The sequence below is a fragment of the Corynebacterium sp. HMSC064E08 genome (assembly GCF_001811805.1).
Taxonomy (GTDB): domain Bacteria; phylum Actinomycetota; class Actinomycetes; order Mycobacteriales; family Mycobacteriaceae; genus Corynebacterium; species Corynebacterium jeikeium_D.
Genome location: NZ_KV806693.1, coordinates 332,316 through 358,499, shown reverse-complemented (window position 1 = coordinate 358,499; position 26,184 = coordinate 332,316). Strand labels below are relative to the sequence as shown.

Annotated in this window: 21 protein-coding genes; 12 read left to right on the top strand and 9 right to left on the bottom strand. The window is 55.3% G+C overall.

Going from position 1 to position 26,184, the window contains the following annotated elements; translation table 11 throughout:
* The first annotated feature begins 60 nt into the window (after positions 1 to 60).
* The 9 genes from HMPREF2820_RS03120 (at position 61) to HMPREF2820_RS03080 (ending at position 9,383) form a co-directional block, all read left to right on the top strand.
* Positions 61 to 1,218, top strand: coding sequence for a hypothetical protein (locus HMPREF2820_RS03120; protein WP_371455733.1), 1,158 nt, complete (start codon positions 61 to 63; stop codon positions 1,216 to 1,218).
* A gap of 120 nt (positions 1,219 to 1,338) precedes the next feature.
* A complete protein-coding gene (locus tag HMPREF2820_RS03115; protein ID WP_070602712.1) occupies positions 1,339 to 2,379 on the top strand; it encodes an HAD-IIA family hydrolase in 1,041 nt (346 codons plus the stop codon).
* 6 nt (positions 2,380 to 2,385) lie between these two features.
* Positions 2,386 to 2,655 carry a hypothetical protein gene (locus HMPREF2820_RS03110; RefSeq protein ID WP_048733379.1) on the top strand — a complete coding sequence of 90 codons (270 nt, stop codon included), beginning with the start codon at positions 2,386 to 2,388 and terminating at the stop codon, positions 2,653 to 2,655.
* Positions 2,656 to 2,660: 5 nt separating this feature from the next.
* Positions 2,661 to 3,500 (top strand): TlyA family RNA methyltransferase, encoded by an 840-nt coding sequence (locus HMPREF2820_RS03105; RefSeq protein WP_070602753.1) that lies wholly within the window; start codon positions 2,661 to 2,663, stop codon positions 3,498 to 3,500.
* The gene (locus tag HMPREF2820_RS03100; RefSeq protein ID WP_141751979.1) at positions 3,493 to 4,479 is read left to right on the top strand and encodes an NAD kinase; all 987 of its coding nucleotides are present in this window, start codon (positions 3,493 to 3,495) and stop codon (positions 4,477 to 4,479) included. The genes HMPREF2820_RS03105 and HMPREF2820_RS03100 overlap by 8 nt, the downstream gene beginning before the upstream one ends.
* Before the next feature lie 59 nt (positions 4,480 to 4,538).
* Positions 4,539 to 6,278, top strand: a complete 1,740-nt coding sequence (gene recN, locus HMPREF2820_RS03095) for a DNA repair protein RecN (protein ID WP_070602709.1) — start codon at positions 4,539 to 4,541, stop codon at positions 6,276 to 6,278.
* A gap of 25 nt (positions 6,279 to 6,303) precedes the next feature.
* Complete coding sequence (gene steA / locus HMPREF2820_RS03090) at positions 6,304 to 7,488, top strand: putative cytokinetic ring protein SteA (protein ID WP_070602707.1); 1,185 nt, start codon at positions 6,304 to 6,306, stop codon at positions 7,486 to 7,488.
* Between the two features lie 89 nt (positions 7,489 to 7,577).
* Entirely contained in the window at positions 7,578 to 8,486 is a 909-nt protein-coding gene (locus tag HMPREF2820_RS03085) for a copper transporter (protein WP_070602705.1), read from the top strand.
* Positions 8,487 to 8,699: 213 nt separating this feature from the next.
* On the top strand, positions 8,700 to 9,383 hold the full coding sequence (locus tag HMPREF2820_RS03080) for a hypothetical protein (RefSeq protein WP_070602703.1): 684 nt from the start codon (positions 8,700 to 8,702) through the stop codon (positions 9,381 to 9,383).
* A 1,375-nt stretch (positions 9,384 to 10,758) separates the two neighbouring features.
* Here HMPREF2820_RS03080 and HMPREF2820_RS10630 read toward each other — a convergent pair.
* From HMPREF2820_RS10630 to HMPREF2820_RS03050, 7 genes are all read right to left on the bottom strand, one after another.
* Complete coding sequence (locus HMPREF2820_RS10630; RefSeq protein ID WP_083308405.1) at positions 10,759 to 11,841, bottom strand: FRG domain-containing protein; 1,083 nt, start codon at positions 11,839 to 11,841, stop codon at positions 10,759 to 10,761.
* A gap of 728 nt (positions 11,842 to 12,569) precedes the next feature.
* Positions 12,570 to 14,120 (bottom strand): ImmA/IrrE family metallo-endopeptidase, encoded by a 1,551-nt coding sequence (locus tag HMPREF2820_RS03075; protein WP_141751978.1) that lies wholly within the window; start codon positions 14,118 to 14,120, stop codon positions 12,570 to 12,572.
* A 10-nt stretch (positions 14,121 to 14,130) separates the two neighbouring features.
* A complete protein-coding gene (locus HMPREF2820_RS03070) occupies positions 14,131 to 14,877 on the bottom strand; it encodes a M48 family metallopeptidase (protein ID WP_070602699.1) in 747 nt (248 codons plus the stop codon).
* Positions 14,870 to 18,022 carry a type I restriction endonuclease subunit R gene (locus HMPREF2820_RS03065; protein WP_070602697.1) on the bottom strand — a complete coding sequence of 1,051 codons (3,153 nt, stop codon included), beginning with the start codon at positions 18,020 to 18,022 and terminating at the stop codon, positions 14,870 to 14,872. Before HMPREF2820_RS03065 ends, HMPREF2820_RS03070 begins: the two co-directional genes overlap by 8 nt.
* A complete protein-coding gene (locus HMPREF2820_RS03060; protein ID WP_256375235.1) occupies positions 18,019 to 19,251 on the bottom strand; it encodes a restriction endonuclease subunit S in 1,233 nt (410 codons plus the stop codon). Before HMPREF2820_RS03060 ends, HMPREF2820_RS03065 begins: the two co-directional genes overlap by 4 nt.
* On the bottom strand, positions 19,251 to 21,920 hold the full coding sequence (locus HMPREF2820_RS03055; RefSeq protein WP_070602695.1) for a type I restriction-modification system subunit M: 2,670 nt from the start codon (positions 21,918 to 21,920) through the stop codon (positions 19,251 to 19,253). The genes HMPREF2820_RS03060 and HMPREF2820_RS03055 overlap by 1 nt, the downstream gene beginning before the upstream one ends.
* A gap of 23 nt (positions 21,921 to 21,943) precedes the next feature.
* Positions 21,944 to 22,150, bottom strand: a complete 207-nt coding sequence (locus tag HMPREF2820_RS03050; protein WP_210398697.1) for a type II toxin-antitoxin system Phd/YefM family antitoxin — start codon at positions 22,148 to 22,150, stop codon at positions 21,944 to 21,946.
* 223 nt (positions 22,151 to 22,373) lie between these two features.
* Between HMPREF2820_RS03050 and HMPREF2820_RS10625 the strand changes: the two genes are divergently transcribed.
* Together HMPREF2820_RS10625 and HMPREF2820_RS03045 are read left to right on the top strand one after the other, a co-directional pair.
* The gene (locus HMPREF2820_RS10625) at positions 22,374 to 22,529 is read left to right on the top strand and encodes a hypothetical protein (protein WP_210398696.1); all 156 of its coding nucleotides are present in this window, start codon (positions 22,374 to 22,376) and stop codon (positions 22,527 to 22,529) included.
* An 826-nt stretch (positions 22,530 to 23,355) separates the two neighbouring features.
* The gene (locus HMPREF2820_RS03045; protein WP_070602691.1) at positions 23,356 to 24,471 is read left to right on the top strand and encodes an esterase/lipase family protein; all 1,116 of its coding nucleotides are present in this window, start codon (positions 23,356 to 23,358) and stop codon (positions 24,469 to 24,471) included.
* Between the two features lie 73 nt (positions 24,472 to 24,544).
* On the opposite strand, the gene HMPREF2820_RS03040 is transcribed toward HMPREF2820_RS03045, so the two are convergent.
* Both HMPREF2820_RS03040 and HMPREF2820_RS03035 read right to left on the bottom strand, forming a co-directional pair.
* A complete protein-coding gene (locus HMPREF2820_RS03040) occupies positions 24,545 to 25,288 on the bottom strand; it encodes an LURP-one-related/scramblase family protein (RefSeq protein ID WP_070602689.1) in 744 nt (247 codons plus the stop codon).
* 43 nt (positions 25,289 to 25,331) lie between these two features.
* Positions 25,332 to 25,850, bottom strand: a complete 519-nt coding sequence (locus HMPREF2820_RS03035) for a type 1 glutamine amidotransferase domain-containing protein (RefSeq protein WP_070602749.1) — start codon at positions 25,848 to 25,850, stop codon at positions 25,332 to 25,334.
* Positions 25,851 to 25,944: 94 nt separating this feature from the next.
* On the opposite strand from HMPREF2820_RS03035, the gene HMPREF2820_RS03030 reads away from it, so the two are divergent.
* Positions 25,945 to 26,154, top strand: a complete 210-nt coding sequence (locus HMPREF2820_RS03030; protein WP_070602687.1) for a DUF4177 domain-containing protein — start codon at positions 25,945 to 25,947, stop codon at positions 26,152 to 26,154.
* Positions 26,155 to 26,184: the final 30 nt, after the last annotated feature.

Sequence of the window (26,184 nt, the reverse complement as noted above, 5' to 3'; positions counted from 1 at the left end):
ACCAGGCAATCCGGGGTTACTGGTAGCCTGAAAACACATAAATTCTTTTACTCATTACATATAAGGAGCTCCGACTTCATGGCTGAGCACGAAGGTCCTCGTTCCGGCGAAGGCCGAGGAAATCGCGGAAACCGCGGGTCTAACCGTTCCCATGGTCGTGGCGAGGGCGGCTTTAACGGGCGCAACCGCAACGATCGTCGTGGACAGGGTGGTGGCCCAGGTGGTCGTGGCCGTGGTGGTCACGGTGGTCATGGCGGTAACCGCGATTCCCGTGGTTCGCGGGGCTTCCGTCGTGACGATCGCGATGATCGCGACTTTAACCGCGGCGACCGCAATGAGCGCGGTGGCCGTGGCGGTCGTGGTTACAATCGCGATGACCGTAATGATCGTCGCGGCCCGGGCGGGCGCGGTGGCCAGGGAGGTCGCAACTTCGACCGTCGTGGCGGCAAGCCACGTCGCTCCAACCGTGGTGGCCGCTTCCAGGATGAGAAGCGTACGCACCGCACCGGCCCGCAGCGCCCAGGCTTCCGCGAGGAGCGCATTGAGGCCCGCAAGAACGAGCCGAAGCTCCCAGATGACATTCGTGCAGATGAGCTCGACCCGAGCGTGCGCCAGGATCTGAAGAGCCTGGCTAAGGACAACGCCGACAAGGTTGCTCGTCACATGATTATGTCCGCAATCCTGATGGCTGAAGACCCGAAGCGTGCTCTGGAGCACGCCCGCGCAGCGAAGGACCGCGCAGGTCGCGTCGGTGTCGTTCGTGAGACCGCTGGTGTTGCCGCCTACCACGCAGGTGAGTGGAAGGAAGCCCTGGCGGAGCTGCGTGCTGCTCGCCGCATCTCCGGTGGCCCGGGCATGCTCGCGGTCATGGCGGACTGTGAGCGCGGCCTCGGTCGCCCAGAGAAGGCCATCGAGTTGGCTCGCTCCGAGGAAGCCAAGCAGCTGGACAACGAGTCCAAGACTGAGCTGGCTATCGTCGCCGCAGGTGCTCGCCGCGATATGGGCCAGATCGATGAGGCTCTGGTTGAGCTGGAGACCCAGGATCTGAACCCGGACCGTGAGGACTTCGAAGCAGCTCGTCTGTTCTACGCCTACGCTGATGCGCTGGTGGAGGCCGGTCGTAAAGATGATGCCAAGGTGTGGTTTACCCGCTGCGCCAAGATCGATGTGGACCAGATGCTCGATGCTCGCGAGCGCATCGAAGAGCTGAGCAAGTAATCAGCCCAGCTGCCGGCTCGCAACATCAGCCACCGCTAACGCACCGCTGGCGCAATCGGGCTGCGCATCTACAATTCGTCGTAAAGCGTTCCTATTTCGTAAAAGGAGAAATGAACCCCCATGGCTTCTGTCGCTTCTTCCTATGATGCCGCTCTGCTGGATCTGGATGGCACGATTTACGAGGGCGGCGCGGCGATTCCGAACGCGCTGGAGGGGCTGACCGAGGCGGCACTGCCGATGGTGTTTATTACGAACAACGCCTCGCGCGCGCCGCAGACGGTGGCGGATCAGCTCAATGGACTGGGCTATGACGTTCACGCGGACGATGTGATGACGTCGGCGCAGGCAGCCATTGAGATGGCGGCGGAGGTCATTGAGCCGGGCTCGAACGTTTTTGTGTTGGGTGCGGAGTCGTTTAAGCAGTTGGCTCGTGAGGCAGGGTACAGCCTCGTGGATTCCGCTGATGACAACCCTGCGGCGGTGTTCCAGGGGCTTAACCGTGAGATGACGTGGAAACAGATGTCGGAAGCGGCGCTGGCGGTGTCGCGAGGTGCGCGCTTCCTGGTGTCGAATTTGGATACGACGCTGCCGTCGGAGCGCGGTTTCCTGGTCGGTAATGGTTCGGTCGCTGCGGCGATTTCGACGACCACGGGCGTGGCTCCGCTGTCGGCGGGCAAGCCGAAACCGCCGATGTTCATTAAGGCGGCGGAGCGTGTGGGTGCCAAGAATCCGCTGGCGATCGGTGACCGTCTCGATACCGACATCGCGGGCGGAAACGCTGCAAAGATGGACACGTTTATGGTGGTTACGGGCGTTTCCACGCATATGGATGTCGTCGCAGCGCCGCCCGAGCACCGTCCGACGCTCATCGGTGCTGACATGACCGCGCTGAATCGTGAGCTGGATCAGGCACGTCCGGCTCCGCAGGCTGGTTTCACCGCGCGTTACGACGGCGCGGAGGCCGGTGTCATCGTTCTTTCTGGCGGTGACACGGAAGATCCTCGGTTGGCGAATCCGGCGGAGGCTGCGGTGGCGGCTCTGCTGACGGTCGCGGATGTGGTGTGGAACTCTGAGGCTGGTCGTGCTGGCGCGGTCGAGGTCGCGCAGGTCCGCGCGGAGGGGCCAGCTGCTGAGGCGGCTCTGGCTGCCTGGCGGAAGTGATAGCCGATGAGTGAGGTCGCACCGAAGCCAGGGCAGGGGCAGGGGTCTGGTCCTGTGCCGGGGCCGAAACCCGGCCCTGCATCTGTACCTAACCCGGCACCTAGCCCGGCGGCAATGCCCGGTGCGCGCGAGGTAACCCCGGAGGATGTGCGCGAGCAGGTGGCGGCCGCACTGTCGGCGCCCGCGCCGACTCCGCAGGAGCGAGTCGCGCAGTTTGAGCGGGCGCATGAGATTTTGTATGAGGCCCTGGGCTCGTCACGCAGGGAAGGAAAGTGAACGCGGTGGCAAAGAAAGCTCCTAAGCGCAGGCTCGATGCGGAGCTGGTGCGAAGGAAGATTGCTCGCTCCCGTGAGGCGGCAGTGGACATGATTAAAGCCGGCCGAGTAGAGGTCGGTGGTTTTGTTGCCTCCAAGCCCGCGACTGCGGTGACAGGCGACGTGTCCATTCGCGTCAGTGGTCTGGAAGAAGACGAGAACTGGGCTTCGCGCGGTGCACACAAGCTGCTCGGCGCGCTGGAAGCTTTCGAGCCGCAAGGCCTGGACTTGAAGGGCCGGAAGGTGCTGGATGCCGGCGCCTCCACAGGCGGTTTCACCGATGTGTGCCTGCGCCGCGATGTCGATACCGTCTACGCCGTCGATGTCGGCTACGGTCAGCTGATTTGGCGCCTGCAGGATGACCCACGGGTGGTTGTGCTCGACCGAACCAACGTCCGCACGCTGACCCCGGAGATCCTCGGGGGCACGGCCGATGTCATGGTCGGCGACCTGTCGTTTATTTCTTTGAAGCTGGTCCTGCCCGCAATTGTCTCCTGCCTCGACGAGGGCGCTGACCTGCTACCAATGGTCAAGCCGCAGTTCGAGGTGGGCAAGGAGCGCCTTGGCTCTGGTGGTGTCGTGCGCAGTGATGCGCTGCGTCAGGAAGTTGTCCAGGAAGTCGCCGAATACGCCCGGACTCTGGGGCTGTCCTTCCGTGCGGCCGTGGCCAGCCCGCTGCCGGGTCCGAGTGGCAACGTGGAGTTCTTCCTGTGGCTGGTGAAAGACGGCGGCGCCAGCGATATCGGTGATGAGGCTATGACTGCGGCCATCGCCAAGGCTGTTGAGGAGGGGCCGCACAATGACTAGCGCGAAGACCAGCTCACCGACTAGCGCGAGGACTCACTCACGGGATAGCAAGCCCAAGACCAGCGCCGGCAAGCGTGAGATTCTGCTGGTTCCACACACCGGCCGTAGCGCAAACCTGGAAATGGCCGCCGAGGCTGCAGAGCTGCTTGAGGCCGCGGGTATCGATATCCGCGTCCTGGCCGGTAAGAACCCGGAGGCGCTGGCCGCGCACCCAACGCTCGGTAAGTACCCGCGCTACTGGCATTCCCCGCAGGCGGCGTCGGGATGCGAACTCGTCCTCGTCCTCGGCGGCGACGGTACCTTCCTGCGTGCCGCTGACATTGCTCACTCGGCTGACCTGCCGGTGCTCGGTATCAACATGGGACACGTGGGCTTCCTCGCCGAGTGGGAGCAGGAGTCCATGACGGAGGCGATTAGCCGCGTCATCAAGCGTTCCTGGCGTATCGAAGACCGCATGACCATCCGCGCCACCGTCCGTGATACCACCGGCCGCGTGATTGGCTCGGGCTGGGCGCTGAACGAAGTCAGCATCGAAAACGTCAACCGCCGTGGTGTGCTGGACGTCATCTTGGAAGTCGATGGCCGCCCGGTGAGTTCCTACGGCTGCGATGGCGTACTGATTTCCACGCCAACCGGCTCCACCGCCTACGCCTTTTCCGCAGGTGGGCCCGTGCTCTGGCCGGAGCTCGACGCCATGCTGGTCGTGCCCAACAACGCCCACGCGTTGTTCTCCCGCCCGCTGGTAATTTCCCCGCATTCGACCATCGCCATTGAGACCAACCACGACACCGCCGAGGCGGTCGCGGTGCTCGACGGTTTCCGCAATATCACCATGCCACCGGGCAGCCGCATTGAAATTGAGCGCGGCGCGCAGCCGGTGCGCTGGGTGCGTCTGGACGATCAGCCGTTCGCCGATCGTCTGGTGCACAAGTTCCGCTTGCCGACGTCCGGGTGGCGCGGCCCCGCCGAAGCCCAATAGCCTCCAAACACGGCAGACGAAACCCCCAATTTCCAAGGGAAGGACTGATTGCAGGCGCCATGCTGACTGAGATTTCCATCCGCGACCTCGGTGTTATCCCGGACGCGACGCTTGAATTCAGCCCAGGCCTGACCGTACTCACGGGTGAAACCGGTGCGGGTAAGACCATGGTGGTCACCAGTCTCAAGTTGCTCTGTGGCGCGCGTGCCGACGCCGGCCGCGTGCGCACCGGCGCAGACAAGGCGTTGGTGGAAGGTCGCGTGTCCACCGAGCACCTCTCGGAGGAAGAGTCAGCGACCATCGATGCTGTGGTTTCTGAACTCGGTGGCGAACGCGATGAGAATGATGAGTACCTGCTTGCCCGTCAGGTCTCTGCGAAGGGGCGCTCCCGGGCGTGGGTTGGGGGTCGTAGTGCCTCGGCTGCGGCGCTGGCGGATGTCTCGACGCGCCTGATTGCGATTCACGGTCAGAATGATCAGCTGCGCTTGCAAAGCGCTGATGAGCAGCGTGCGGCCATCGACCGTATGGATGCCGACACCATCGCACCAACGCTGGAAACCTACCGTCAGCAGCGCGCATACTGGCGCTCCCTGGTCAAAGAACTGGAAGAGAAGACCTCGAAGCGCCGCGAGCTGGCCATGCGTGCCGACCAGCTCAGCTTCGCCATCGAAGAAATTGACGCAGTCTCACCCGAGCCAGAGGAGGACCAGGACCTAGCCTCGCAGATTCGCCGCATGCAGGATCTGGACGGCCTCCGCGACGCTGCAGCCGTGGCTCTGGCCGCCATTGACGGTGCCGCTGCCGTGAGTACGGCCGGCATGGATGCCGCCACCGAGGACTCCGGGGCCGCCGAACTCCTCGGCGCCGCCGCGAACGAGCTCGCCGCCGCAGACGACGAGGAACTCACCGAGTTTTCTAACCAACTTAATGAACTGACCAGCCAGCTCTCCGAGATTTCCGCTGGCCTCGGCGCGTTTCTCTCCGGCCTGCCGGAGGAAACCGAGTCCCTGGACAAGCTCATGCAGCGCCAGGTGGAGATCAAGAATCTCACCCGCAAGTACGCCCCGGATATCGCAGGTGTCCTGGCCTGGCGGGATAAGGCGGAGCATAAGCTCGCCACGCTGGATGTTTCCGGCGAAGCCCTGGACAAACTCACCGCGGAGATTAAAACCGCGGAGAAGAAGCTCGGCACCACGGCGCGGAAACTCTCCAAGGCCCGCGCAAAGGCCGCGAAGCACCTGGAACAGGCCGTTACCAAGGAACTCAAGGGCCTGGCCATGCCGCACACCTCGCTGGTGGTGGAGATCACCAAGGCCGACACCTTTGGTCCCGCCGGCGTGGACAACATTGAGTTCAAGCTCCGCGCCCACGAAGGTGCCGAGCCGCGTCCACTGGCCTCCTCCGCATCCGGCGGTGAGCTCTCCCGCATCATGCTGGCATTGGAAGTTGTCCTCGCCGAAGGACAGGCCGGACACACGATGGTTTTCGATGAGGTCGATGCCGGTGTTGGTGGGCGCGCGGCTGTGGAAATTGGCAAGCGCCTGAAGCAGTTGGCGGTGAATAACCAGGTAATCGTCGTCACGCACTTGCCTCAGGTGGCGGCGTTTGCGGATACCCACTTGGTGGTCAGCAAGGATGCGCGTTCGGGTGCGGTGTCGTCGAAGGTGACGAGCCTGGGCGATGAGGAGCGGATTGATGAGCTCGCGCGGATGATGGCGGGCTTGGACGATTCGGACTCCGGACGGGCGCACGCGCAAGATCTTCTGGATCAAGCTCGGCGCGCCTTCGCGGCCAAGTAGCTGCACTTATGTTTCACTAAGTGCCATGAGTCTGTTCTCTCGGAACGAAAAAGATCTTCCTGGCATTTCGGGGACTGTGCGGGATGGTTCCCGCCTGGATCGTGCGCTGAAGCGCATGGGCGAAGGCGACATCGTGGTGATCGATGCGCCGGATATCTCGCGTCCACTGGCACAGCAGTTGATTGATGCCAAGGTTGCCGCAGTGGTGAACACTGGTGCGTTTACCACGGGTTTTGTGCCGAATTACGGCCCGCAGATGATGCGCGACGCCGACATCCAGATGGTGCAGAACGTCGGCGACAAGGTCTTTGAAAAGCTCAAGGACGGCAAGAACGGCAGGCTTGACGACGGCAAGCTCTACCACGGTGACCGCCTGATCGGACAGGGCGACGCAGTCGACCAGAACGAGCTCGAGCGCGCCTTCGATGAGGGCCGCACCAGCATGGTCGACCGCCTGGAGGCGCTCTCCGGCAACTTGGTGGAGTTCGCCAAGACCGAGTCCCCGCTCTACATCGATGGCCTTGGCATTCCGGACGAGACGGAACCGCTGCGTGGCCGCAAGGTCGTTGTGGTCAGCCCTGGTGAGGGACACCGCAAGACGCTGGAAGATCTGAAGAATTTCATCCGCGAGTACGAGCCGCTGCTCATCGGCGTCGATGCAGGTGCCGACACGCTCTTTGACCTGAAGTACGAGCCGGACTACATTATTGGCGATCCGGAGAACATCAACTCTGAGGCGCTGCGGTCTGCCGGTTGCGTGATTCTGCCCGCCGACCCGGACGGTCACGCGGTGGGCCTTGAGCGCATTCAGGACCTCGGGATTGGCGCCATGACGTTCCCGGCGCTGTCCGATTCCGCCACTGACCTGGCGCTGGTGTTCGCTGCGCATCATGACGCCGACATGGTCGTCTCCGTCGGTGCTCCGCAGAACATCGACAGCATTTACCACGCTGAGAATCAGAGCGGTGTGCCGTCGGCGTTGCTGTCGCGTTTGAAGGTCGGCGAGAAGCTTGTCGACGGTCGCATGGTCGCCGACCTCTACCAGGTCAATAGCCGTGGTTTCGGTGTGGCCTGGGCAATCCTCGCTATCTTCGTGGCTGTAGCGGTGATCTTCGCTATCGCTGGCACATCTGGTGATGGTTCTGTCAGCGAGAATCTGATTGATACTTGGAACTCCATTGCACTGTGGTTCCAGGGGCTGTTTAAGTAGTTTTAGCGGTATTTAGAGCACTATGAACGCCTAAAGTTTTGGGCTGTCAGAGCTGATCGAGGCGTCGGCGAAAGGAAAAGGGACAGGCGATGGCGAAGAAGCGCAGGAGCGGGAAGTTTACAGCCGGTGTGACAGGCGCTGCCCTCGGCGTTGCGGCAGGTGCTGCGCTGGGTGCTTATGTGCTGAACCCCGCTGGTGCTGGCATTGATTTCGGCACTGGTGCCGCGTCCGAGCGCGATGAGGCTGTTGCGCGTGCCGATGCGCAGCAAGCGCGTGCCGATGAAGCCAACCGCATCATCGAGCCCATCGTCGGGGAGATTGTCAAGGACACTCTGAAGGATGTGCCGGTCCTTGTTATCGCTACGCCTGATGCCACGGATGATCAGCTTGCAGGGGTTTCCGAGACCCTGCGCGCTGCTGGCGCCCCGGATGCAGGCGTGCTGAAGCTGACCGATAAGTTCCTCACCTCCGCTGGTGCGGATGAGTTGAAGGACACGGTTTCTACCTCGCTACCTGCTGATGTACAGCTGGATCCGGAGCGCCGCGAGCCGGGACGCCAAGCTGGCCAGGCGCTGGCACCGGTGTTGGAGCTGGATAAGGATGGGGGAGAGCGGGCTTCTGCTGCTGACCGCAAGCTGTTGCTGGAGGCCCTCAAGGGCGGCGGTTTTGTTGAGTACGAGGAAGGGACTCTGCGTCCGGCTGCTGGCATTGTGATTGTTGGTAATCACGGCACTGTGTCGCGCGCTGCGATTGATAAAGGCGAGGACCCGGAGTTCGGTGCAGGCCTGGTAGCGGATCTGGCGGTGGCGCTGGCTGAAGGCTTTGGTGCTGGTGAGGATGCTGCTGGTCACGTTGTGGTGGGGACGGACGGCTTCGGCCGTGAAGGTGTTAGTGCTCTGCCAGATGAGCGCTGGGGCGCCGACCCTGCTGTGAAGCGTGTGGACGCGGTGTCTGATGCGGCGGGGCAGGTTGGGGTTGTTGGGGAAGCGAAAGGTTGAGAATCCTCCAAGTACGCGCGTATACACTTGGGAATCAATTTCATGTGCTTGGTAAGCTCAAATAATTAAAGCCATAGGGTAATTGACCCAAATTTGGTCTGATGTCCACCCCGAAATCAGGGACAAACACGACGTTACCTGGGAAAGGATTGCCTAAAACCGAGACGTGCGTTTACTGTGCGTGTAAACTTGGTTTACCTCCGCAAGAGGAGTATGCCAAAGACATGTAAGGATGCTAATAGCCGGGTTTTATTGGAGAGAGGGGCGACCTTTGAGTTCAAATACTCCTCTGCTCTCAGTACGCTAGGACAAAATCAATCAATTTTCCGGAAAAAAGTGAAATATAAGTGGATCAAGCTTACAGTTGACGAGTTACCATTTCCAGGTGGCTTGGGGAAAGAAGAACATAAAGGATTACTGCAATGCCTTAAGTCTTATTTGAATGTCGATGAATACGAATACATGGATCCATTGATTCATGAGAGTGCATTTTACGAAGATGAATACCAGCGTTGTTTGCGAAGCCATCTGGATGAATTGTTCCTAGGCGAAATCGATATCCGAGACGTTGCGAAGACCGCGTATAAATTCGTCGAGCACTATGAAAAATTTGGGGAGGTAATTGACCCCGAGTTATTCGCAAATGGTCATGATGGTCAAAAAGAGCTCAAGAAATTCATTGCGAGCGTAGATAAGTATCTCGATTCTGATTCTTTCTACAATAAAGTTCAATCATGGCTTATCTCAGGGCCGAAGCTTTTTCTAACGCCGAATAATGACGGAGAAGAAGTTTTCCAAATTGGAGATGGGCGCCATCGCCTTGCCTTCTTGAAATCAATTTATGGAAAAAACTCAACTGAAGAGGTTGTTATCCGTATGGGCGTTGCTGAGGATTAAGTAACCGATGGGTATCGGTTTCAAATAGCCTAATTTCGCGTGGAATTACTAGCTCGGTGGCATCATTCCAGTCACTGTGATGAGCCGCGAAAATGTGGGTTACCAATGTTGCGGGGGCTCGGTACGTTTTCGACAGCTGGCTGAGGCCCGCTCCTTTCTCGCCTGTTAAGTTGTTGTAATGGACAAGGAAAGTTCAACTCTGGGGTTAGGATAAGTGTGCTGCCGACGATAGCACGCTCCAGACTTTGGCAGATTTGAGAAAGAATACTAGGGAGTCAGTCAACATTGCGGGTGCAGTCGCGGACGATCGCCTTCATCGCATAAGGACAGCATCTTCAATGCGGAAAGTATTTCATCATCGAGGTTTACCGAATGTAATATATGTGGCATTGTGCGGTTGGTATAGGCGATGGGTTACGCTCATCGCATCTGTCTGTTTCTGCACGCTCTGGATCGAGGCCAGCAGTTTCCAGCATCGGCAGGCCGAGCGGGGCCCGAATTAGCATCCCACTCACGGGTTACAGTGATAAGAAGCGCTCTGAAAATAGAGGGGGCTTGGTCGGCGGCGGTGTCTGAGACCGTCCGCGGGAGCGAAGGCCATTGAACAGTGCTGCTAGATCGGGGTTCTAGTTGTGGTAACCGCGTGTCGAAAACCTTGTTGCCTTCCTGGTTGAGGGCAGCGGGACGATAGTAAAATTTTATGAACATTTAGGCCAAGGAATATGTCGATGCAATGCGACGGTGACGGTGACCCCCTAAAAAATAGATTGGCATATCGTTTGTTCCAGTCGATAGTGTTACGACATTTTAGGCGCACACCTACGTCAACACGAGACCTAGATATGATTCGACTTTCCTGATTATCGAGAATGACCACAATGTAACAGGGTGACTACAATTGTCAATGAGTCGAACGGATTTTGAATAAATCAATCGCAAAAATATGTACTGCGGACTTGTAGTTAACGTGCGTAGTAAAAGTTTTGCATAGAGCAGGGGCAGCGTCATTAGTTTTCGCAAACGTGATAAGTGATGCTCCGAGTAATTATGTAGAAGTATCTGCCAATATCCACGCGAAGAAGAAATCCAAACGTAATCGAGTTAATCCTTATGGTTAAAACCTCAATGCAGGTGAGCTAGTTTAAGATTATGCATCTTGGTACTACATGGTTTCCGTTGCGGAAACGTGTTGGTTTCATATATTGGAATGTATGTCGTAGAAGGTTTAAATATAAAATGGGGTATCTTGGCGCAGTAGCTGCTAATATTCAATTAATATTACGCATGGATGATTGATGTCGAGGACAAATATTCAATAACGCAATAATGTGTGATACCTCGACGTTTTATAGAAACTGCGACGATTTAGTTCGTATTACTCAAATGCTTTCTCGGCTAGATATTTTGATAATCTGGTTATCTCGAGAAGCGGAGGGTAAATCGAGTCGTGATAGATCCCCTCTTGTCTGAGGATTTCTAGTAGTTTGGGCTTAAATTCAGCGGGGATTCGTATCGAATATCCAATAGCGGTCCATTTGTGCATCTTACTTTTCTTGAGGCTATCGAAATTCTTGGCATCGGCTTTAAAGCCAATTAAAAATGAGCTTACTTCGCGGTGTTCTGAAATATTAAGATAGTTTTTTGGCTGTTTTTGTCCATATCGTTCTTGGCCGCAAGTACAGAACTTTTCTCCGCAAGCATCGCAGATACTTGTATAGAGATGCACGCTTCCCTTTGGGGAAGGTATCCCCCCAACCAGGAAGTACCCGCGTTGTGAAATCATTCTAGAATCGGTAAAAGGAAGAAGGACTGGCCAGACGCCACTTAGCCATGGGTAGTCTGGATTTGCTCCACTAGTTTTAGAAAAGTTTTTATCATAATCATGCCAAATTAAGACTTCTTCAGCCTTCTTCGGATCTTTTAATCGTGGAAATTCTTGCCAGCGGTTTGGTTTTGACTTGATTAGGAACAAGCGCCCGTCGGTATGGAAAGAATTTTCGCAAGCGAAGAATAATGCGACTCGCCAGTCTGATGTTACGTCGATAAGTCGTGTGGGTGAACCATGATGCTGCAGAATTGTCAGGGTTTCTAGCGCTGTCAAACCTCGTCCAACACCATTTGATCGTGCGTTTTTAAGGATTAAGCTTTCTGCATCTTGTAGAGTTTGTTCAAACGAAAGTGCGTTTTGGTTTTGGTTTTTACTTAATAAAAGTCTGGACAAAGAAGAAGTGAATGCATAGCTAGCATCTTTCTGTCCGCGGAAAAACCATGTCGAGATATTATGGTGCCGCTGTAATGTGGTTGGCTCTAGCGGGGCCCCCACGTTTGTATGTGGATATGTGTTTAACTCATTCAAATGTTCGCTAAGTAAGTGATACCAGTCGTGTGGTGTTATCTGGTCTGATTTGCCAACTGGAATTTCCCGTTCGGAGAAGAACTTTTCAGCGAATGATTTCACTAGTCAAAACCCCTATTTTTGTCGAGTATGGGCTGGGTCTTTGGGCGAATGTAGGTCTTCATCTATTCCGGTTTAGCTGCCATTTTAGCAGTTCTTGTAGTGCAGCTCGTACTGTTTGGGGTTATCGGACTTTGCCTTTGGCCGCGATTTCGAGGGCCCAGCTGTAGCTGCGATTGCAAACTTTTGCGTGCATGCGAGGTAGTAGTACATGGTAGCTTCTGTTCTTACACAGGAAAGAACCATGTTGTTTGTCTTCGCGATTGAGTTCAAACCAACGTGCTCTAGGCTGGCCGGGTGTGGACACATTAACCGGTATGTCGTTGTTGAGCTCGATATTCTCGGAGTTGTGCACAGTACTCACCGGAGTTTGATTCTGCAATGTCGCTACGTCGGACCTAACGCTGGAGATAGATGCTACTTCTTTGCGAAATACCTCTAGTGCGCCGATTTGGTGTTTTGCGATTGTTGAGATGTCAATAGGCGTTGAGTGACAATCCTTTTCGGTTGATGTCCAAGGCTTTCGGAGGCCGAAAGCAAGAACAGCGCATTGCGGGCGGCGCACGCCCCATTGGAGTACTACTCATGCAATTGAGGATGCTTGATATTGAACGGCGTATCCTGACTTGGAAAGTCGGGATTAAAACCCCTGGCCAGGATTCTTTTTGTGCCATTTGGGCATAAAAAAGCCCCTTGCGGGGCTTGATCCTGACTTGCGAAGTTTTCGATTTTTAGCTGGAGCGCGATTTGCTTCCGAGGAGTTCAAGACCGTGGGCGTCTAGGATGCCGTTGGCATCGTGAATTGATATGCCCGGGCACCGTTCAAGCATGAGCAGATAGACGTTGTCGGGAGAAGTGTCTCGGCTCAGGTGGATTCCAGATTTTTCCATGAGTTTGGTTGTTGCGTACGCATTGAGGCCCAAGCCGACAGCAATCGCCATCAGTGTCTCTCGCTTCATTGTGGTCAATCTATCGTGCTGAATCTTGTTGAACAGTGCATCGTAGAGGCCGGTACGTTCGGTGAAGATCTGCGGGTAGCGGATACCGCGATAATTGAGAAGATTTCCAATGACCTGGCAGAGAGATGCTTGGCGATTGCTGATGATATCGTCAAGCTCACCAGCTTCTTCAATAGCGGCGCTCATCGTCTTGGCAGCAGCCGCGTAGACTTTCTCATTCTCGTGATCGTCTGGGGTGGCTTGGTGGGCGGGGTCGATGTAAATGATGCGCTTGTCAACGCCGTACCGGTGTTCTAAGTGGAACAGGGTGTCGAGATCTCTATTGAGGCCGACATAGTCTTTGGTGATCACCGATCGGATGCGCAAGAATGCTCTCTTAGGGCTCTTCTTCGCAGCTGGCTTGAGCCTGTAAGCGCCGTGGGTGTCGACGCGCACATATTTGTTGGAGTTTCTGACAAAGTAGCCTTCAACAAATATGTAGTCGCCTGCTTGTACCCATTGGCGTAAGCGGGCATTTTGACTGAGCAGGACGGCAGCGTCAACGTGAGTGATGGCTATGAAGTCCTCCGCACCTTCGCCCATGAATCCATAAACAGAGTCATACTCGGGAAGCTTCGAGATACGGTTCTTTAGCCCCACTTCGAGGAGTCGGTACTTCACAGCAGACCGGGAGACCTGGTAGAGGTCAGCGAGTTGATCCAACAAGGCTCCACAACTCAGTTCAGGTGAGGAGTCCATGGCCTCGGTGGCTGCCTTGGTGAACGTGGACTTGGGCATGAGTACCCGTGGCGCAAGACGGTGGGCCTGCCACTCGAGCCACTGCAGCTCAGTTTCCCTCCGCCTTGAGTTTTCCGAAGGTTCGAAGAACGTAGTGGATATCCGGGATTTTATCGGCTCAATGGCTTCACCTGCGTTTGCGAGACGCGCGTGGTGGATTTGGAAGAATGTGCGATCCTTCTCCCAGTGCAGGATCTCGTGCATGAGTGCATTACGTCGCGCTCCTTCACCCATTGACCACTCTGACCGGGGATCAACCACTATGGTGCCTGCAGGGTAAAACGTCTGAGTGTACTGACCAGTAGTGGGTTCAAAGGTGGTCACCTCACCATCAACGAGTACACAGCAGGCAAACACATCCGAGCTGGCAGATAGGCAGGCCTTCTTTATCCGAAGGCCACTTTCTTTAATAAGTTCATCCACCGGAATAGCCGTGGGCGCTTCAAGGGCTTGTGGATAATGCTCAGAGAGATACTTTTCGGCATAGTCATCTAACCGGTTCTTACCTAAGATCAGAGCTCCGGTTCGTGGGTTGATGTCAAACACATCAGAGTGACTACGCTTCACTGTCGGCAACCGGTGTTTCTCCTTCGTTGATGTAATCCAACGGCATCTCTTTCAAGGCCTTGTCAGCTTCTCGCCAAGTAGGGCAGTACTTTTCCACCAGCTCATGAAATCGGTGGGTGTGGTTTGCTTCAACCAGATGGACTAGTTCGTGGATAAGTACGTAATCGAGACATTCAGGTGGCTTCTTCACCAATTGCAGGTTCACCCAAATGCGGCGTCGGGCAACATTGCAGGTTCCCCAACGTGTTTTCATGTTCTTGATCCGAAAATCGTCAGCTTCTATACCGGTAACTTCCGTGCAACGCCGAGTAGCAGATTGAAGCACTCGACGAAGCTCACCTCTGTACCATTCCGTCAGGACGCGCTCACGTTGTTCGACCGTGTAGCCCTCCGGAACTGTCATAACTAGCTTGCTAGCCCGTTTCGAGACCGATGCACGTGTTCCTTCGTAGACCACTTGCAGACGGTACGGCTTGCCCCAGAGGTAGTGGGCTTCGCCAGAGACATAGGTTCGTTCGGTTTGTCGCGGTTGCGATCGCATCCGTTCTTGCTGCATATAGATGTCAGGGAGCTTTGATAAGAGGAAGTTGGAAAGCTCTGCGTTCGTTACGTATGACGGCGCACTCACGGTAACCTGGCCATCTGGGGGGAGAATTCGCAGGTACACATTCTTCAGGTTTTGTTTGCGAAGCACCGTCACGGGAACATTCCCGACTTGAAGCTTCCCTTTAGTCATCGAAGTATTCTTCCTGCCTAGTTGCCATTTCGTAGACCAGGTCGACAAGAATGTCAATCTGATCTGCTGGGCACCTATATTCCCTCAAAGTTACGGCAATGGCTTGTTTAATGCGCTGTTGCTTCTGCCTGTTTGCCAACCAGCCATCCTCGAGAGATTCGATGATTCCGTAATGAAGGTCAAATGCAAGGTCACCTAGGTTAACTCCGTCAAGTGAGTCTTGTTCACAGGCGAAGTCATACAATGCTCGACCTGCTTGTGTATCCTTGATTTGTTCTGGGTAGTTCTCGGTTTCCTCCGGGTTATGAACGCGTCGAGCGAGTTCAGTGACTTGACGCAAGTATTCGGCATACGACAGTGCGCCGAGACGGCGCTCGTCAATGATCCTCTTCAATAGCTCAGACATTTTGCCGAAATACGCCTTGTTGATTGGCATTTTTCGGATGATTTCGCTGGTCAGGTTCGCATCAATGATCTCTGCCTTGGCGTTGTCGTCGCCCGTGACAGTATTCACGATCGAATTGACTGGAGTGGTTGAGGTGTTGTTGAGCAGCAGCTCTACTAACGGGGTGTCATCCAGCTTGGAGATGAGAGTGGTGTCTTGGGCGGTGACGTATGTGTCCAAGATGAATCGCATGTCCTCTTGGTAACTACGCAGATCGATCCAGTCTTGGGCGGCCAGCATGACAGCATCTTTCAATTGGTTGTAGTTATGAACATCCGCCCGAATCTGCGCGACATCTCGTGCCGTGTAATCGAAGTCTTCAACAAGGCGGTCAGCACAATCTGCAAACGAACGTGTCAGCGCCGAGACCAAGCCGTAGAAGGTAGTGCGCTTGCGGGAGTCAGCGTCGGCTTCATCCTCGGCAGCAGGAGGCTCGCAGAAGAACTGAATATGCGCAGCATCATCACGCGGAGCAGGAACTTCAGATAGAAGCTGGTTTAGCGAATCCCGCGCACCTTCCATTTTGGCCTTCGCCTCAAGAGCACGCTGCTTGATCAGCCCTTCCACATCTTCAGGAGCAAAACCATCGAAAGCTTCGCTCGTGTAGTCTACGAACGCAGACTGCACGGAGCGGAACAAGTCCTTGTAGTCCACGATGTAGCCATAGTCCTTGGACGGGTCATCAGGACGGTTCACGCGACAAATTGCTTGGAACAGGTCGTGATCGCGCATGGACTTGTCGACGTACAAGTAGGTAGCACTAGGTGCATCAAAACCAGTAAGAAGCTTATCGACAACGATCAACAGCTTCATACGTGCAGGTTCGTTCTTGAACAGGCGCTTTGCCTCGTCCTCGAAGTCCTTAACTGATTTGCCATCGAGCATGCGCTCGTAGATGCGCTTTTTGTACTCGTCCTCGCTTTCCTGATCGGGATCAGTCGAAGCGGTTCGAACAGATGCGTCGGTCGGCTCGTATGAGGTAACGACAGCACAGCGCTTGAAGCCGCTCATCTGGAACAATTCCCAGTAACGGCACGCTTGGTAGATGCTACCTGCGACGAGCATGGCAGTGCCACGGTCTTGTTTGAGGCGCGGCTTGGTCTGCATGTCGAAGATGACGTCGGAAACTATCTTCTGCAGGCGATCCTTTGACGAATAGAGTTTGTTCAGTGTTGACCACGACGCTTTCAGCTTGTCTTTTGCCGTCTCGGTCAGTCCAGCAGTGCGGCTGTCGAACCACTGGTCAACCTTTGTTTCATTGGACAGCTCTTGATCAACGTCACGTGCCTCATAGCGCAGATCGAGAACAACGCCGTCAGCAACACCTTCGTTGAACTTGTAGGTATGAATGTAAGGACCGAAGATCTCTAAAGTGGTCTTTTTGTCTCGCTTCAACAATGGCGTGCCCGTAAAACCGATGAGTGTCGCGCCGGGCATGAGTTGCCGAACTGCCTCGTGTAGCTTCCCTGAATTGGTGCGGTGCGCCTCATCGATGAACGCGACGATATGGCCCTTCGCCTGGTAGCCTAACGGCAGACTGTCCAGCAGCTCTCGCCGATATGCTTCAATGTCCGAGTCCTTGCCTGCGCTGTGGCCATACTTGTGGATCAGAGAACACACGACCCTTTCCTCTGACTTGTTCAGGATCTCTCGCAGATCAGCGCCGCTGGTAGCGCGGCGAATCTTCTCTCCGATGTCAAAGAACAGGTCCCGGATCTGCTTGTCCAGTTCATCGCGGTCAGTGATGATTACCACCCGAGAATCGTCGATGTGCTCGATGATCCACTTGGCCAGCCAGGCCATGATCAGCGATTTTCCCGAGCCCTGCGTGTTCCAGATGATGCCGCCTTCACCGCGCTCGATGAAGGGGCGGGCTGCCAGGTTGGCAAAGAATTGATTGGGCCGGGGAACCTTCTTGATTCCGGCATCGAAAATGATGAAGTCGTGGATGATCTGAAGCAGGCGGCGCTTCTCGCACAACGAGATAACGCCATGTTGCAAGGGATTCTTGGTCTGGTCGTGTAGACGGCGTACCCCAATGGATGCTTCGTCAGAGGCCTTGGGATCCTCGCGCCACTGGAGATAGAATTTCTCCGGTGTTTCGATAGTTCCGTAGAAGAGACCTTGAGCCTCATTACCGGCAAACAAAAGCTGCTGAGTGGTGAAGAACCCAGAAATATATTCAGGTTTTTGGTTCGTGATCAGCTGGCGAATGCCTTGGGAAGCCTCTACGCAAGACTTCTTCAACTCGAACATGCCAAGAGCAATCCCGTTCACATATAACACGATGTCAGGTCGTTTAGACTTCTTACCGGTCGTGTAACGAACCGTGACCTCTTCAGCGATCGCGAAGTGATTGAGCTCGGGCTGTTCCCAGTCGATGTAGTGAAGCCGCTTATCCTTTTGCCCAGGCTCACGATAGGTGATGCCGTAGCGCAGAAGCGAATAAATCCTCTTATTCAGGTCATAGAGGGAAGAGACCCGATCCTCTGACAGATCCTTGAGCTCCTTGACTGCCTTCACGACGCCGACCTTGGGGTAGCCCCGGCTGTACAAGTAGGCACTTAGGCGAGCTTCATCGACCGGCTTGTTGTATAGATCATGCAGGTTTCCGATGTATTCGTAGCCCAGATCATGAATTAGGCAATCCTTGATCAGCCGCTTCTGTGCGTGAAACTCACTACTCACTACAACGCTCATGCCGTTCTCTCCTCAATCGGTAGGCGCAGGCGCCCCGTCAACAAATCATCCATCGCGCCCAACTTCAAGCGTTCAACCTTCGCCCGCTCCTCCTCAAGCAGGCGAATCTCTTCGCTAACACCAAAAAGAATCTCCGCTAGTGCCGTTTGTTCTGATAAAGAGGGCGGAGCCATGAAAGTGAAATCCTTGAGATCTTTTTGGTACAGGTGTTTGATGGTGGATCCAGCAGCCAGAGTGTCAATAAAACGTTCAAACACGGGAGACATTAGAACCCAGTAAAGAAACTCTCTACTAAGCCCTACATTCGGTCTAAACACGAAGACCCCGCTATTAAGAGTTGCTGGCTTGTTGAGCTGCGGAACCCGAGCAATTTTCCCTATCGTTCCATCTTTGGTCACCAAGACGTCGCCGGGCCTAACCTGAATATAGGGATCCAACTCGTAGCGTTCACTGCTAACGAAGCTGATGCTGTCAAAGGCGATAGTGCCAGAATCAAAATCCGTACCACCTATGAGATAGCTGTATCCCATAGGCAAATACTCTTCAGCTTTTAGTCCCTGCCAGCCGATACGGGCTTTAGGCTGAATCGCTTCTTCAAATCTGATTTTGACCCACGGATCTCGATAGTCGGCTATCCGTGTGCGCCCTGTTACAAGTTCCTCAAGCGCGCCGTCACGGATCGCCTTCTTCTTCGCAATCAGCTCATCCAGGTTCGCCAGGTGCTCATCAAACCCAGACAACACGTCAGCAATCGCCCGCTGTTCAGCCAGCTGCGGTAGCAATAAGACTACTTTGCTGACGACTTCTTTGTTCAGGTTTTTCACTCCACTGCCAGCTGCAAGCGATTCATATTGGCTAATTATGGCTCTTGAGCTGAGCAGATATACGAGAAACTCCCTGTCAGCGCAACGGGAAAAACTAGAGAGCTTAAGCCACCCGTCATGGATGCAACCATCAATTTCCGCGACGTAGGGGCGTCCAAAGCTCATAGAATTCGATAGGATTAAGTCCCCTGTCCGAACAAAAACTGACTTCAGTGCTCCTTCAGGAGTAATACGCTCAGCTGTGTGGCGGATTCGATTCCCATTGATAGGCGCGTCGCCAATTTTTATCCAGTTAATGCCCCTTGCATTAGGAGTCAGGTAATTCTCAATTGGCCGAGGAGAAGCACCCCTTGCTACTTCCGCCACATCGGCGACCATGCATTTATGCCACCTTTTTGGAACCATCACCATGTGTAGCCCATACTTTCCAGGCTGCTCGTCACGCTGGCACGGGAGCGCTCCACGGCGGCCTCAATCTCGGGCAGGGTACGTTCGTAGCGTCGCGCGATGTCAGTGATTCGTGCGGCGTGGGAAGCAACCTGTTGGTCGAAGATGCTGGAGATCTCCGATTGCAGGTGAGGCATCCATTTACGATCAAACAACAGATGCTTGATCTCGTCCTCAGTGAGCGTGCCGTACCGGGCGATGACCTTCTTGTCGAGCTCGTCACGGGCAGCCTTGGCCTGTTTCCTCAAAGCCTTGACTTGATCCAACCTGTCTCGATAACCGGCGAGAGCCTCATATTCGTCTTGGTAGGCTTCTGGCACCGGTGCGGATCTCGACAGTTCCTGTCGTGCTTTCTTGAGCTTCGTCTTGATTGGTTTGCCGGTCTTGCCGTACAGATTCAGTGCGGCGATATCCGGGTGTTGCTCGAGCAGTCGGTCGACGCGGTTCATGTTCTTCTGCGTGAACGTGTCAATCAGCTCGTTCAGGACGTCAAGCTGGGACGATCGCTTCATGTCGTCGAGAGCCTTGAGCCTGGCGTTGAGTTCCTTCTCCAAGACCTTCCCGGTGGAGCTGAGGACTTCAGCGAACGGGTTATCTTCTTCGGGCTGCTCCTCTAAGAGGCTCTCCAAGTCAGCTTCGATGCCAAGCAAGGTGTGGTCGAGCTCGGCGAGCTGTTCCTGTTCCATCGGGAAGTATTCAGCCTCGATGATGGCAGCGGGAATCAGCAGCCCCTCGAACCCTTTAATCTTCCCGGTATCAGTTTTCTGCCCGTCTTCGGCCTTCTTCTGCTTGTAGTCGTACTCCACCTCACGGCCAGCTAAGAAACCGGAGGCCTTGATGATGTACACGTCATCTTGGAGGCGTGCATTCCAGTAGTTCATGACAACGTCGAACACGTCGTATGGATCAAGAACCTTCGCATCGGCATAATGGTCTAGGAGTTCTTCACCAGCCTCGCGGATCATCAGGCGAGGGTGGGTATCACGGTTCACCCCGAGCAGGGCAGGCTTGGCACACGCTTCAGCCCAGGAAGCCAGCATGTCGCTGACTTCGACGATCTCTTGCGCGATGAGCATTTCGTCCGCCGTGATTCGTGTTGCCAGTTCGTCCGGAGTGAACAGCAGCGTGAACCGGCCTGAATCTTGTTGAGCGAACACGCGCTGTTTCAGGTTTGGTGCCACCTTCCAGAGAGCGGCCAGTGAGTCGAGGTCTCCAGCTGGGATGCCTCCTTGCAGATGCGCGGCAATGTCCTGTGGTAGCTCGGTGCTCGGGCGTTGAATATAGCGCGGAACGTTGAGATTGCCACCGTTGTCTTCGAGAATCTCCTCGTAGCTGACCATGCGAGAGTAACCGTCAACCTCACGGCGCAGATTATAGGTCTGGACGATTCGTTCGATATCTTGCTCCCGCAGGCGGTTCTTGTTGCCGTCCTTCTTGAAGCCTTGGCTGGCATCGATCATGAAGATGCCCTCATGATTGTCAGCGTTCTCCTTGTCGACTACGACGATGCACGCGGGAATACCGGTACCGTAAAACAGGTTCGCTGGCAGGCTAACAATTCCGGTGATGTACTTACGTGCCAGGACTTGCTTGCGAATCGTCTCTTCGGCGTTGCCTCGGAACAGGATGCCGTGCGGCATGATGATGGCGGCCTTGCCATCTTCGGTCAACGACTTCAGCACGTGAAGGAACCAGGCCCAGTCGCCGTTCTTTTCGGGCGGTATCCCATACCCATCGAACCGGTGGAAAACATCGTTCTCAGGCGTAATCCCGTCAGACCAAGACTTATCAGAGAACGGTGGGTTCATCACAATAAAGTCGAACTTGCGCAACTGACCGTATTCGTCAAGGTATTGGGGAGACGTCAGCGTCGAGTGCGTTTTAATCTCACCGGTGCCCTTCTGGTGAAGCACCAAGTTCATCTTCGCTAAACCCGCCGTTGCATTGTCTTTCTCCTGGCCGTAAATCGACACCATTGCATTGCCTTGGCGGTTCACTGGGGCCTCGTCCGCTGCCCGGATCAACAGGGAGCCGCTGCCAGCTGCTGGGTCGTACAGCGTCCACGGGCGACCCTGCCGTGGCCCGATGTGGGCAATGCCCACAAGCCTTGCCATGATCTGTGACACCTCGGAAGGCGTGTAGAACTGGCCTTTACTCTTGCCTGATTCCTGAGCGAACTTCATCATGAAGTACTCGTAGGCGTCGCCGATGATGTCATCGCCACTCGCGCGGTTGGTCTTGAAATCAATTGCCGGGTTTTCAAAGACCGCGATCAGGCCAGTGACCTTATCTACGAGCTCCTTGCCTCGCCCAAGTTCGTCCTCGTTGTTGAACGAAACCTCTGGCAGAGAGCCTTGGAGCTGATTCTCTTCCATGAAAGCGGACAGAATCTTGTCGACGCGCTCACCGATATCCTTCTTGCCCTTTGCGGCAATCAGGTCATCAAACGATGCACCTTCTTCCACGATGAAATCGCCGTAGCGCTGACCCTTGTACCGGTCGGACACGTACTTGAAGAACAGCAGGGTAAGCACATAGTCCTTGTAGCGGGCGGGCTCAACACCTCCACGAAGCTTGTTAGCCGCTTCCCACAATAGGGAGTAGAGTTCTGTCTTTTTCACTGCCATTAAATATCCCTCGTAGAAGCCTTCTAGTACTCGGTGATGTCGATCCCGGCCTTCATCAGCCGCTCGTACCTATCGATTGAGATGAGCACCGCCATCGGTCTGCCGTTCTTAAGCACGAAAGCCGCCTCATCTTCTTCGGATAGCTTCGTGATGATCTTCGACGACTGACCACGCAGGAAGTCCGACATGTTATAGAAGTCCATCGTTGTCTTCTCCGCTTTGTCGTCCACATCAACCCCTCTCAGCGCAGTTCCACAGTCAGACATTAATGCTCAATGCGACCCATAAAGTCATTATTAAAGATGGTACCACCAAGGACACCCCCACGAGGTACACGCCAACGCAAGAGGTAAGCCACACCCCTCCTCGCCTGGCAGCGCGGATTTTCCGAGCTGGAGAGCCCCGTGGTGGTACCTGGATGCTGCACTGCTGAAGATCCAGGTAGACGCGCCTTTGCTGCGTGTCCGGCGCCGTGCATTCACGCTGGACGGAGTGTCGATTGAGGCCTCCGATGACCGCTACCTAGCAAGTAAGGCGAACTTCTCGGTGGCGACGGCGCGGGGCAATGCGTCACCGATCTCGCTGCAGGCTGGGGAGGGCGTGCGGTAGGAGCTTGTGGGGATTTTCTTGGGGGCGGTGGTGGCTATGAATTGAATTGGCGAAGCTGCCGCTGCGAGTGCTTTTCGGCGAAGGCGGCAGCGGCTTCTTAATTCAACATCGCGCGACACTCTTCCTCGGAATGGCCAGAGTTCAGGCAATCAGCCCAGTCGATTTGGCCTTGAACCCACGGGGATGGCTCGTTGTTCTGAGGCGCCGGGGCGGTGCTCGTGGAAGGGCCGTCATAGAAATTGTTGGCGCAATACTGTGTCCAGCCGGAGGTACCGCCGGTAAACCAGGTGGTGCCTTGTTCGTAGAGTTCCTGCGAGGATTTCGCACAATGCGAAATTGTTTTGTTTATAGCTGTCGGCTCACCAGTGGGGGCGCCGGTGTAACCAGTGGGCCCGGGGCTTTCCGTTGTCCGGGTCGGGGGTATTGACGGGTTAGGAGTCTTGGTAGTGGATTGTGTCGTCGATTCTGTGCTGCTTTCTGGGCTGGTGGCATCGAGCGAACGTAGCGCTGGCTGTTCGAAATAATCGTGGAGTAGACGTTTAGCCTCACCGGCGATTTAGGTATCGGCAGTGATTCTGTGGCATTGCAACGAAAGTGCGGCCTGTTTTGGCCTATGAGCGATATCACTTGAAAAGCCTGCAGAGCTGGAGGTGGATAGTATTATAGTTATATTTAGTTCACATTTTATTAACCCTATTTAGGGGCTTTAATCGGCCGTCTTTCAGAGTACGATAGCGATTCATAACCTGTAATTTTTTGCTCTTGCCCATGCCGTAGTTCTTATTGGAACCGTTTTACTATTCACTGCTCTACGCAAGGAGTAATCATGGGCACTCATCGAGCATTTTCGAAGCTGGCACGGTCAGCTACGGCACTGGTAGCTGCAGCTGGTGTCGCTATGGCAGCGGCTCCTATCGCGGCTGCCGCACCGGCTTCGGCAACTGGTAATGATCAGGTCCTGTCCTGGACCGAAATGGGCGAGTGGGGCCCAAAGGCAAATGATTTCCCCACCGTCATGGTCAATCAGGGGATGACGGAAAACATCAGTCCAGAGGGCACAAATGTGCACTGTGTTCCTGCTCCTGGAGAGAATCCGGTGGTCATGATTCACGGGATGAACTCGAACTCGTACCAGACCTATGCGCGCATGGCACCGGAGCTAAAGGCAATGGGTAAGTGTCTGTACGCATTTAACGTCGGCAAGCTAGGTCCTGACGAGTTTTCGGTGCTGGGCTCTATTCCAACCATGCGCAACATGACCCCGCTCGACACCGCTTTGGCTGAGCTGACTGCAAAGATTGACACCCTCAAGGCTGAAACTGGTGCTACCGCCGTCGATATTGTTGGTCACTCTGCTGGTGGCACCTTGGCTGCCGCTTACGCCAAGCAGGAGCAGGGCCGGGGTATAGGCACGGTAGTGTCCCTGGCGGGCGTCCTGCACGGCACATCGCTGCTCGGTATCTCCTATGGTTTGGAGCAGCTCGACCAGTTCGACAATGCTGGCAATAAGGCTGCTGGGTACATTGTCAGCCCGAGCCTGGTGGATCTGCTGCAGCATAGCGAGTTCATGGCCAAGATGAATGAGGGCGGCTTGGAGCAGCCGGGTGTCAACTATGTTGCAATTTCTACCCAGGTTGATGAAGCCGTCACTCCAATGGCTGCAAGCCAGTGGCAGGCACCAACGTCCAACAACATTCTGCTGCAGGATGGGTGCTCTGCGGACCTGTCGGGCCACATCGGACTAACTTTCTCGCCACGGGCAATTGCGCTGGTAGCTAATGCGCTGGGGCGCAACGTTGAGGTTCCATGTGTACCGGTAACCGCCGTTGTGGAAGGCGGCATCAATGACAATGCCAATGTTCGCCCAGAACATGTCAATGCCGTTTCTGACGGCATCACGGAAATCGACGGACGCATCGCTGGGGCTGCGGGATCCCGGTAGCGATAGTCTCGAGTGCGACAGTAGCCGGTAGTCAGAGCCGGAAAGAGTCAGGGCGCGTTGTCGGCAGCAGTCACTAGCTGTCGGAACGCGCCTTTTTCGCCATCAAATCGAGGGCAATGGCGGCACCAATAATGGCCGCGCGTAGCTGTGGCGGCAAATCATCCTTGAGCTGCAGTACATAGCGCTCATTGCCGGTTAGCATATTTGTAAAACCCGACCACTTGCGTGACATCTGTGCAACTTCGATGTCATTGATGTTGAAGGTCGCGTCGTAATGCCAAACGTCGCCGTCGACCTCGCAATTGGCAAAACCGGGGATAGAAATCTCCAGTCGCCGCTTAAAGAACGCAAACTTCTGCTGAATAGTTGCCAATAGGCGCGATGAGTCTGCTCCGACCTGCTGCTTGCCCTCAGGGCTTGTTGCCTGCGGGTCGGGGTAGTAGACCTCGTAGCTGTCAAGGGCGAAATCGGTCGGATCGGTAATAACGAATACCGGAGTGCCGTCTGGTTCGGACACTGTCAGACGACGAGAGCCCATAAACATGCGGCTCAGCGTGCCGCCAGTAGTTTCAATCTTGCCGATGCAATTGCCCTCGGTATCCAGGATGTCGAAATCATCCGCCATGAAGTTTCGGATCTGCTGGATAACGATGTTGGTGTGCGAGAGCAATCCCTGGTAGCGCCCCTGCTGTGGCGGAAGCTGTTTAGGTGCGGGAGGTTGCTCAGGAGCGGAGGGCTGCTGCGCGGAAACATCTTCCTGATCATTTTGTGGAATCTGATCCCACAGTGACTTTGGATTATCCCAATACGAAGTCATGGCAACAGCCCTCCTTTGATGAGTCTTGAGGCAGGCGAGTGGGTTAGAAGTTCTCTACTAGCGCCTTGTTGAAAGCCTCAAGGTCAGCCGGGGTGCGGGAGGAAATCAGGTTGCCATCAACGACAACTTCCTCATCGACCCAGTTGGCGCCAGCGTTCACCAGGTCGGTCTTGACGCTGATGTAGGAAGTAATCGTGCGGCCCTTCAGTGCATCCGCGTCGGTGAGAATCCAACCGCCGTGGCAAATCACGCCAATCGGCTTATTGGCTGCGGCGAATCCCTTCACCAGGGCCACAGCATCCTTATCGATGCGGATCTGGTCAGCATTCACGGTGCCGCCCGGCAGAATCAGAGCATCGTAATCATCAGCAGAAACGCTGCTGGTGAGCTTATCGACGTCCACCTTCGTGCCATTCTTGCCCTCAATGGAGCCTTCCTCCGTGGAGATAACGTGCACGGTCGCACCGGCATCCTTCACGGCCTCAGCCGGGCTAGTCAGCTCGGAGTCCTCGAATCCGTCAGTGGCCAAAACTGCAATGGTCTTATTTGTTAGATCAGTCATAGCCCCGAGGGTAACGACGTGATCGCGTTTATGCATCCGCCCGAGTATTGTTTTGCATGCAATATTGAAAAATTATCTTGATGGAGGGCGGAAGATGCCACACTATGAAGTTCTTCAGGTGGTTCTGAAGGAGAAGTTCATCGGTACCGGCTCGGCTAACTTGACGGAGCTTGAGCGGGTAATCAACGACAAGGCTTCGCAGGGGTTTCGGCTGCACACGATTACTACTGCTTCTTCTGGCAGTAAAGGGCTGATGGGTGGTGACCGCATCCAGGCGACCATGATTTTCGAGAGTATCGCGTAGTTCGCATTTGCCGCTGCGTTCTTACTGGCG

What these genes read in the sequence shown, in the direction of transcription:
- recN (WP_070602709.1), top strand. Translation starts at nt 4,539, where the DNA reads ATGCTGACTGAGATTTCCATCCGCGACCTCGGTGTTATCCCGGACGCG.
- HMPREF2820_RS03085 (WP_070602705.1), top strand. Translation starts at nt 7,578, where the DNA reads ATGGCGAAGAAGCGCAGGAGCGGGAAGTTTACAGCCGGTGTGACAGGC.
- HMPREF2820_RS03060 (WP_256375235.1), bottom strand. Translation starts at nt 19,251, where the DNA reads ATGGTTCCAAAAAGGTGGCATAAATGCATGGTCGCCGATGTGGCGGAA.
- HMPREF2820_RS03035 (WP_070602749.1), bottom strand. Translation starts at nt 25,850, where the DNA reads ATGACTGATCTAACAAATAAGACCATTGCAGTTTTGGCCACTGACGGA.
- steA (WP_070602707.1), top strand. Translation starts at nt 6,304, where the DNA reads ATGAGTCTGTTCTCTCGGAACGAAAAAGATCTTCCTGGCATTTCGGGG.
- HMPREF2820_RS03115 (WP_070602712.1), top strand. Translation starts at nt 1,339, where the DNA reads ATGGCTTCTGTCGCTTCTTCCTATGATGCCGCTCTGCTGGATCTGGAT.
- HMPREF2820_RS03030 (WP_070602687.1), top strand. Translation starts at nt 25,945, where the DNA reads ATGCCACACTATGAAGTTCTTCAGGTGGTTCTGAAGGAGAAGTTCATC.
- HMPREF2820_RS03055 (WP_070602695.1), bottom strand. Translation starts at nt 21,920, where the DNA reads ATGGCAGTGAAAAAGACAGAACTCTACTCCCTATTGTGGGAAGCGGCT.
- HMPREF2820_RS03080 (WP_070602703.1), top strand. Translation starts at nt 8,700, where the DNA reads ATGCCAAAGACATGTAAGGATGCTAATAGCCGGGTTTTATTGGAGAGA.
- HMPREF2820_RS03100 (WP_141751979.1), top strand. Translation starts at nt 3,493, where the DNA reads ATGACTAGCGCGAAGACCAGCTCACCGACTAGCGCGAGGACTCACTCA.
- HMPREF2820_RS03070 (WP_070602699.1), bottom strand. Translation starts at nt 14,877, where the DNA reads ATGACTAAAGGGAAGCTTCAAGTCGGGAATGTTCCCGTGACGGTGCTT.
- HMPREF2820_RS03110 (WP_048733379.1), top strand. Translation starts at nt 2,386, where the DNA reads ATGAGTGAGGTCGCACCGAAGCCAGGGCAGGGGCAGGGGTCTGGTCCT.
- HMPREF2820_RS03065 (WP_070602697.1), bottom strand. Translation starts at nt 18,022, where the DNA reads ATGAGCGTTGTAGTGAGTAGTGAGTTTCACGCACAGAAGCGGCTGATC.
- HMPREF2820_RS03040 (WP_070602689.1), bottom strand. Translation starts at nt 25,288, where the DNA reads ATGACTTCGTATTGGGATAATCCAAAGTCACTGTGGGATCAGATTCCA.
- HMPREF2820_RS03045 (WP_070602691.1), top strand. Translation starts at nt 23,356, where the DNA reads ATGGGCACTCATCGAGCATTTTCGAAGCTGGCACGGTCAGCTACGGCA.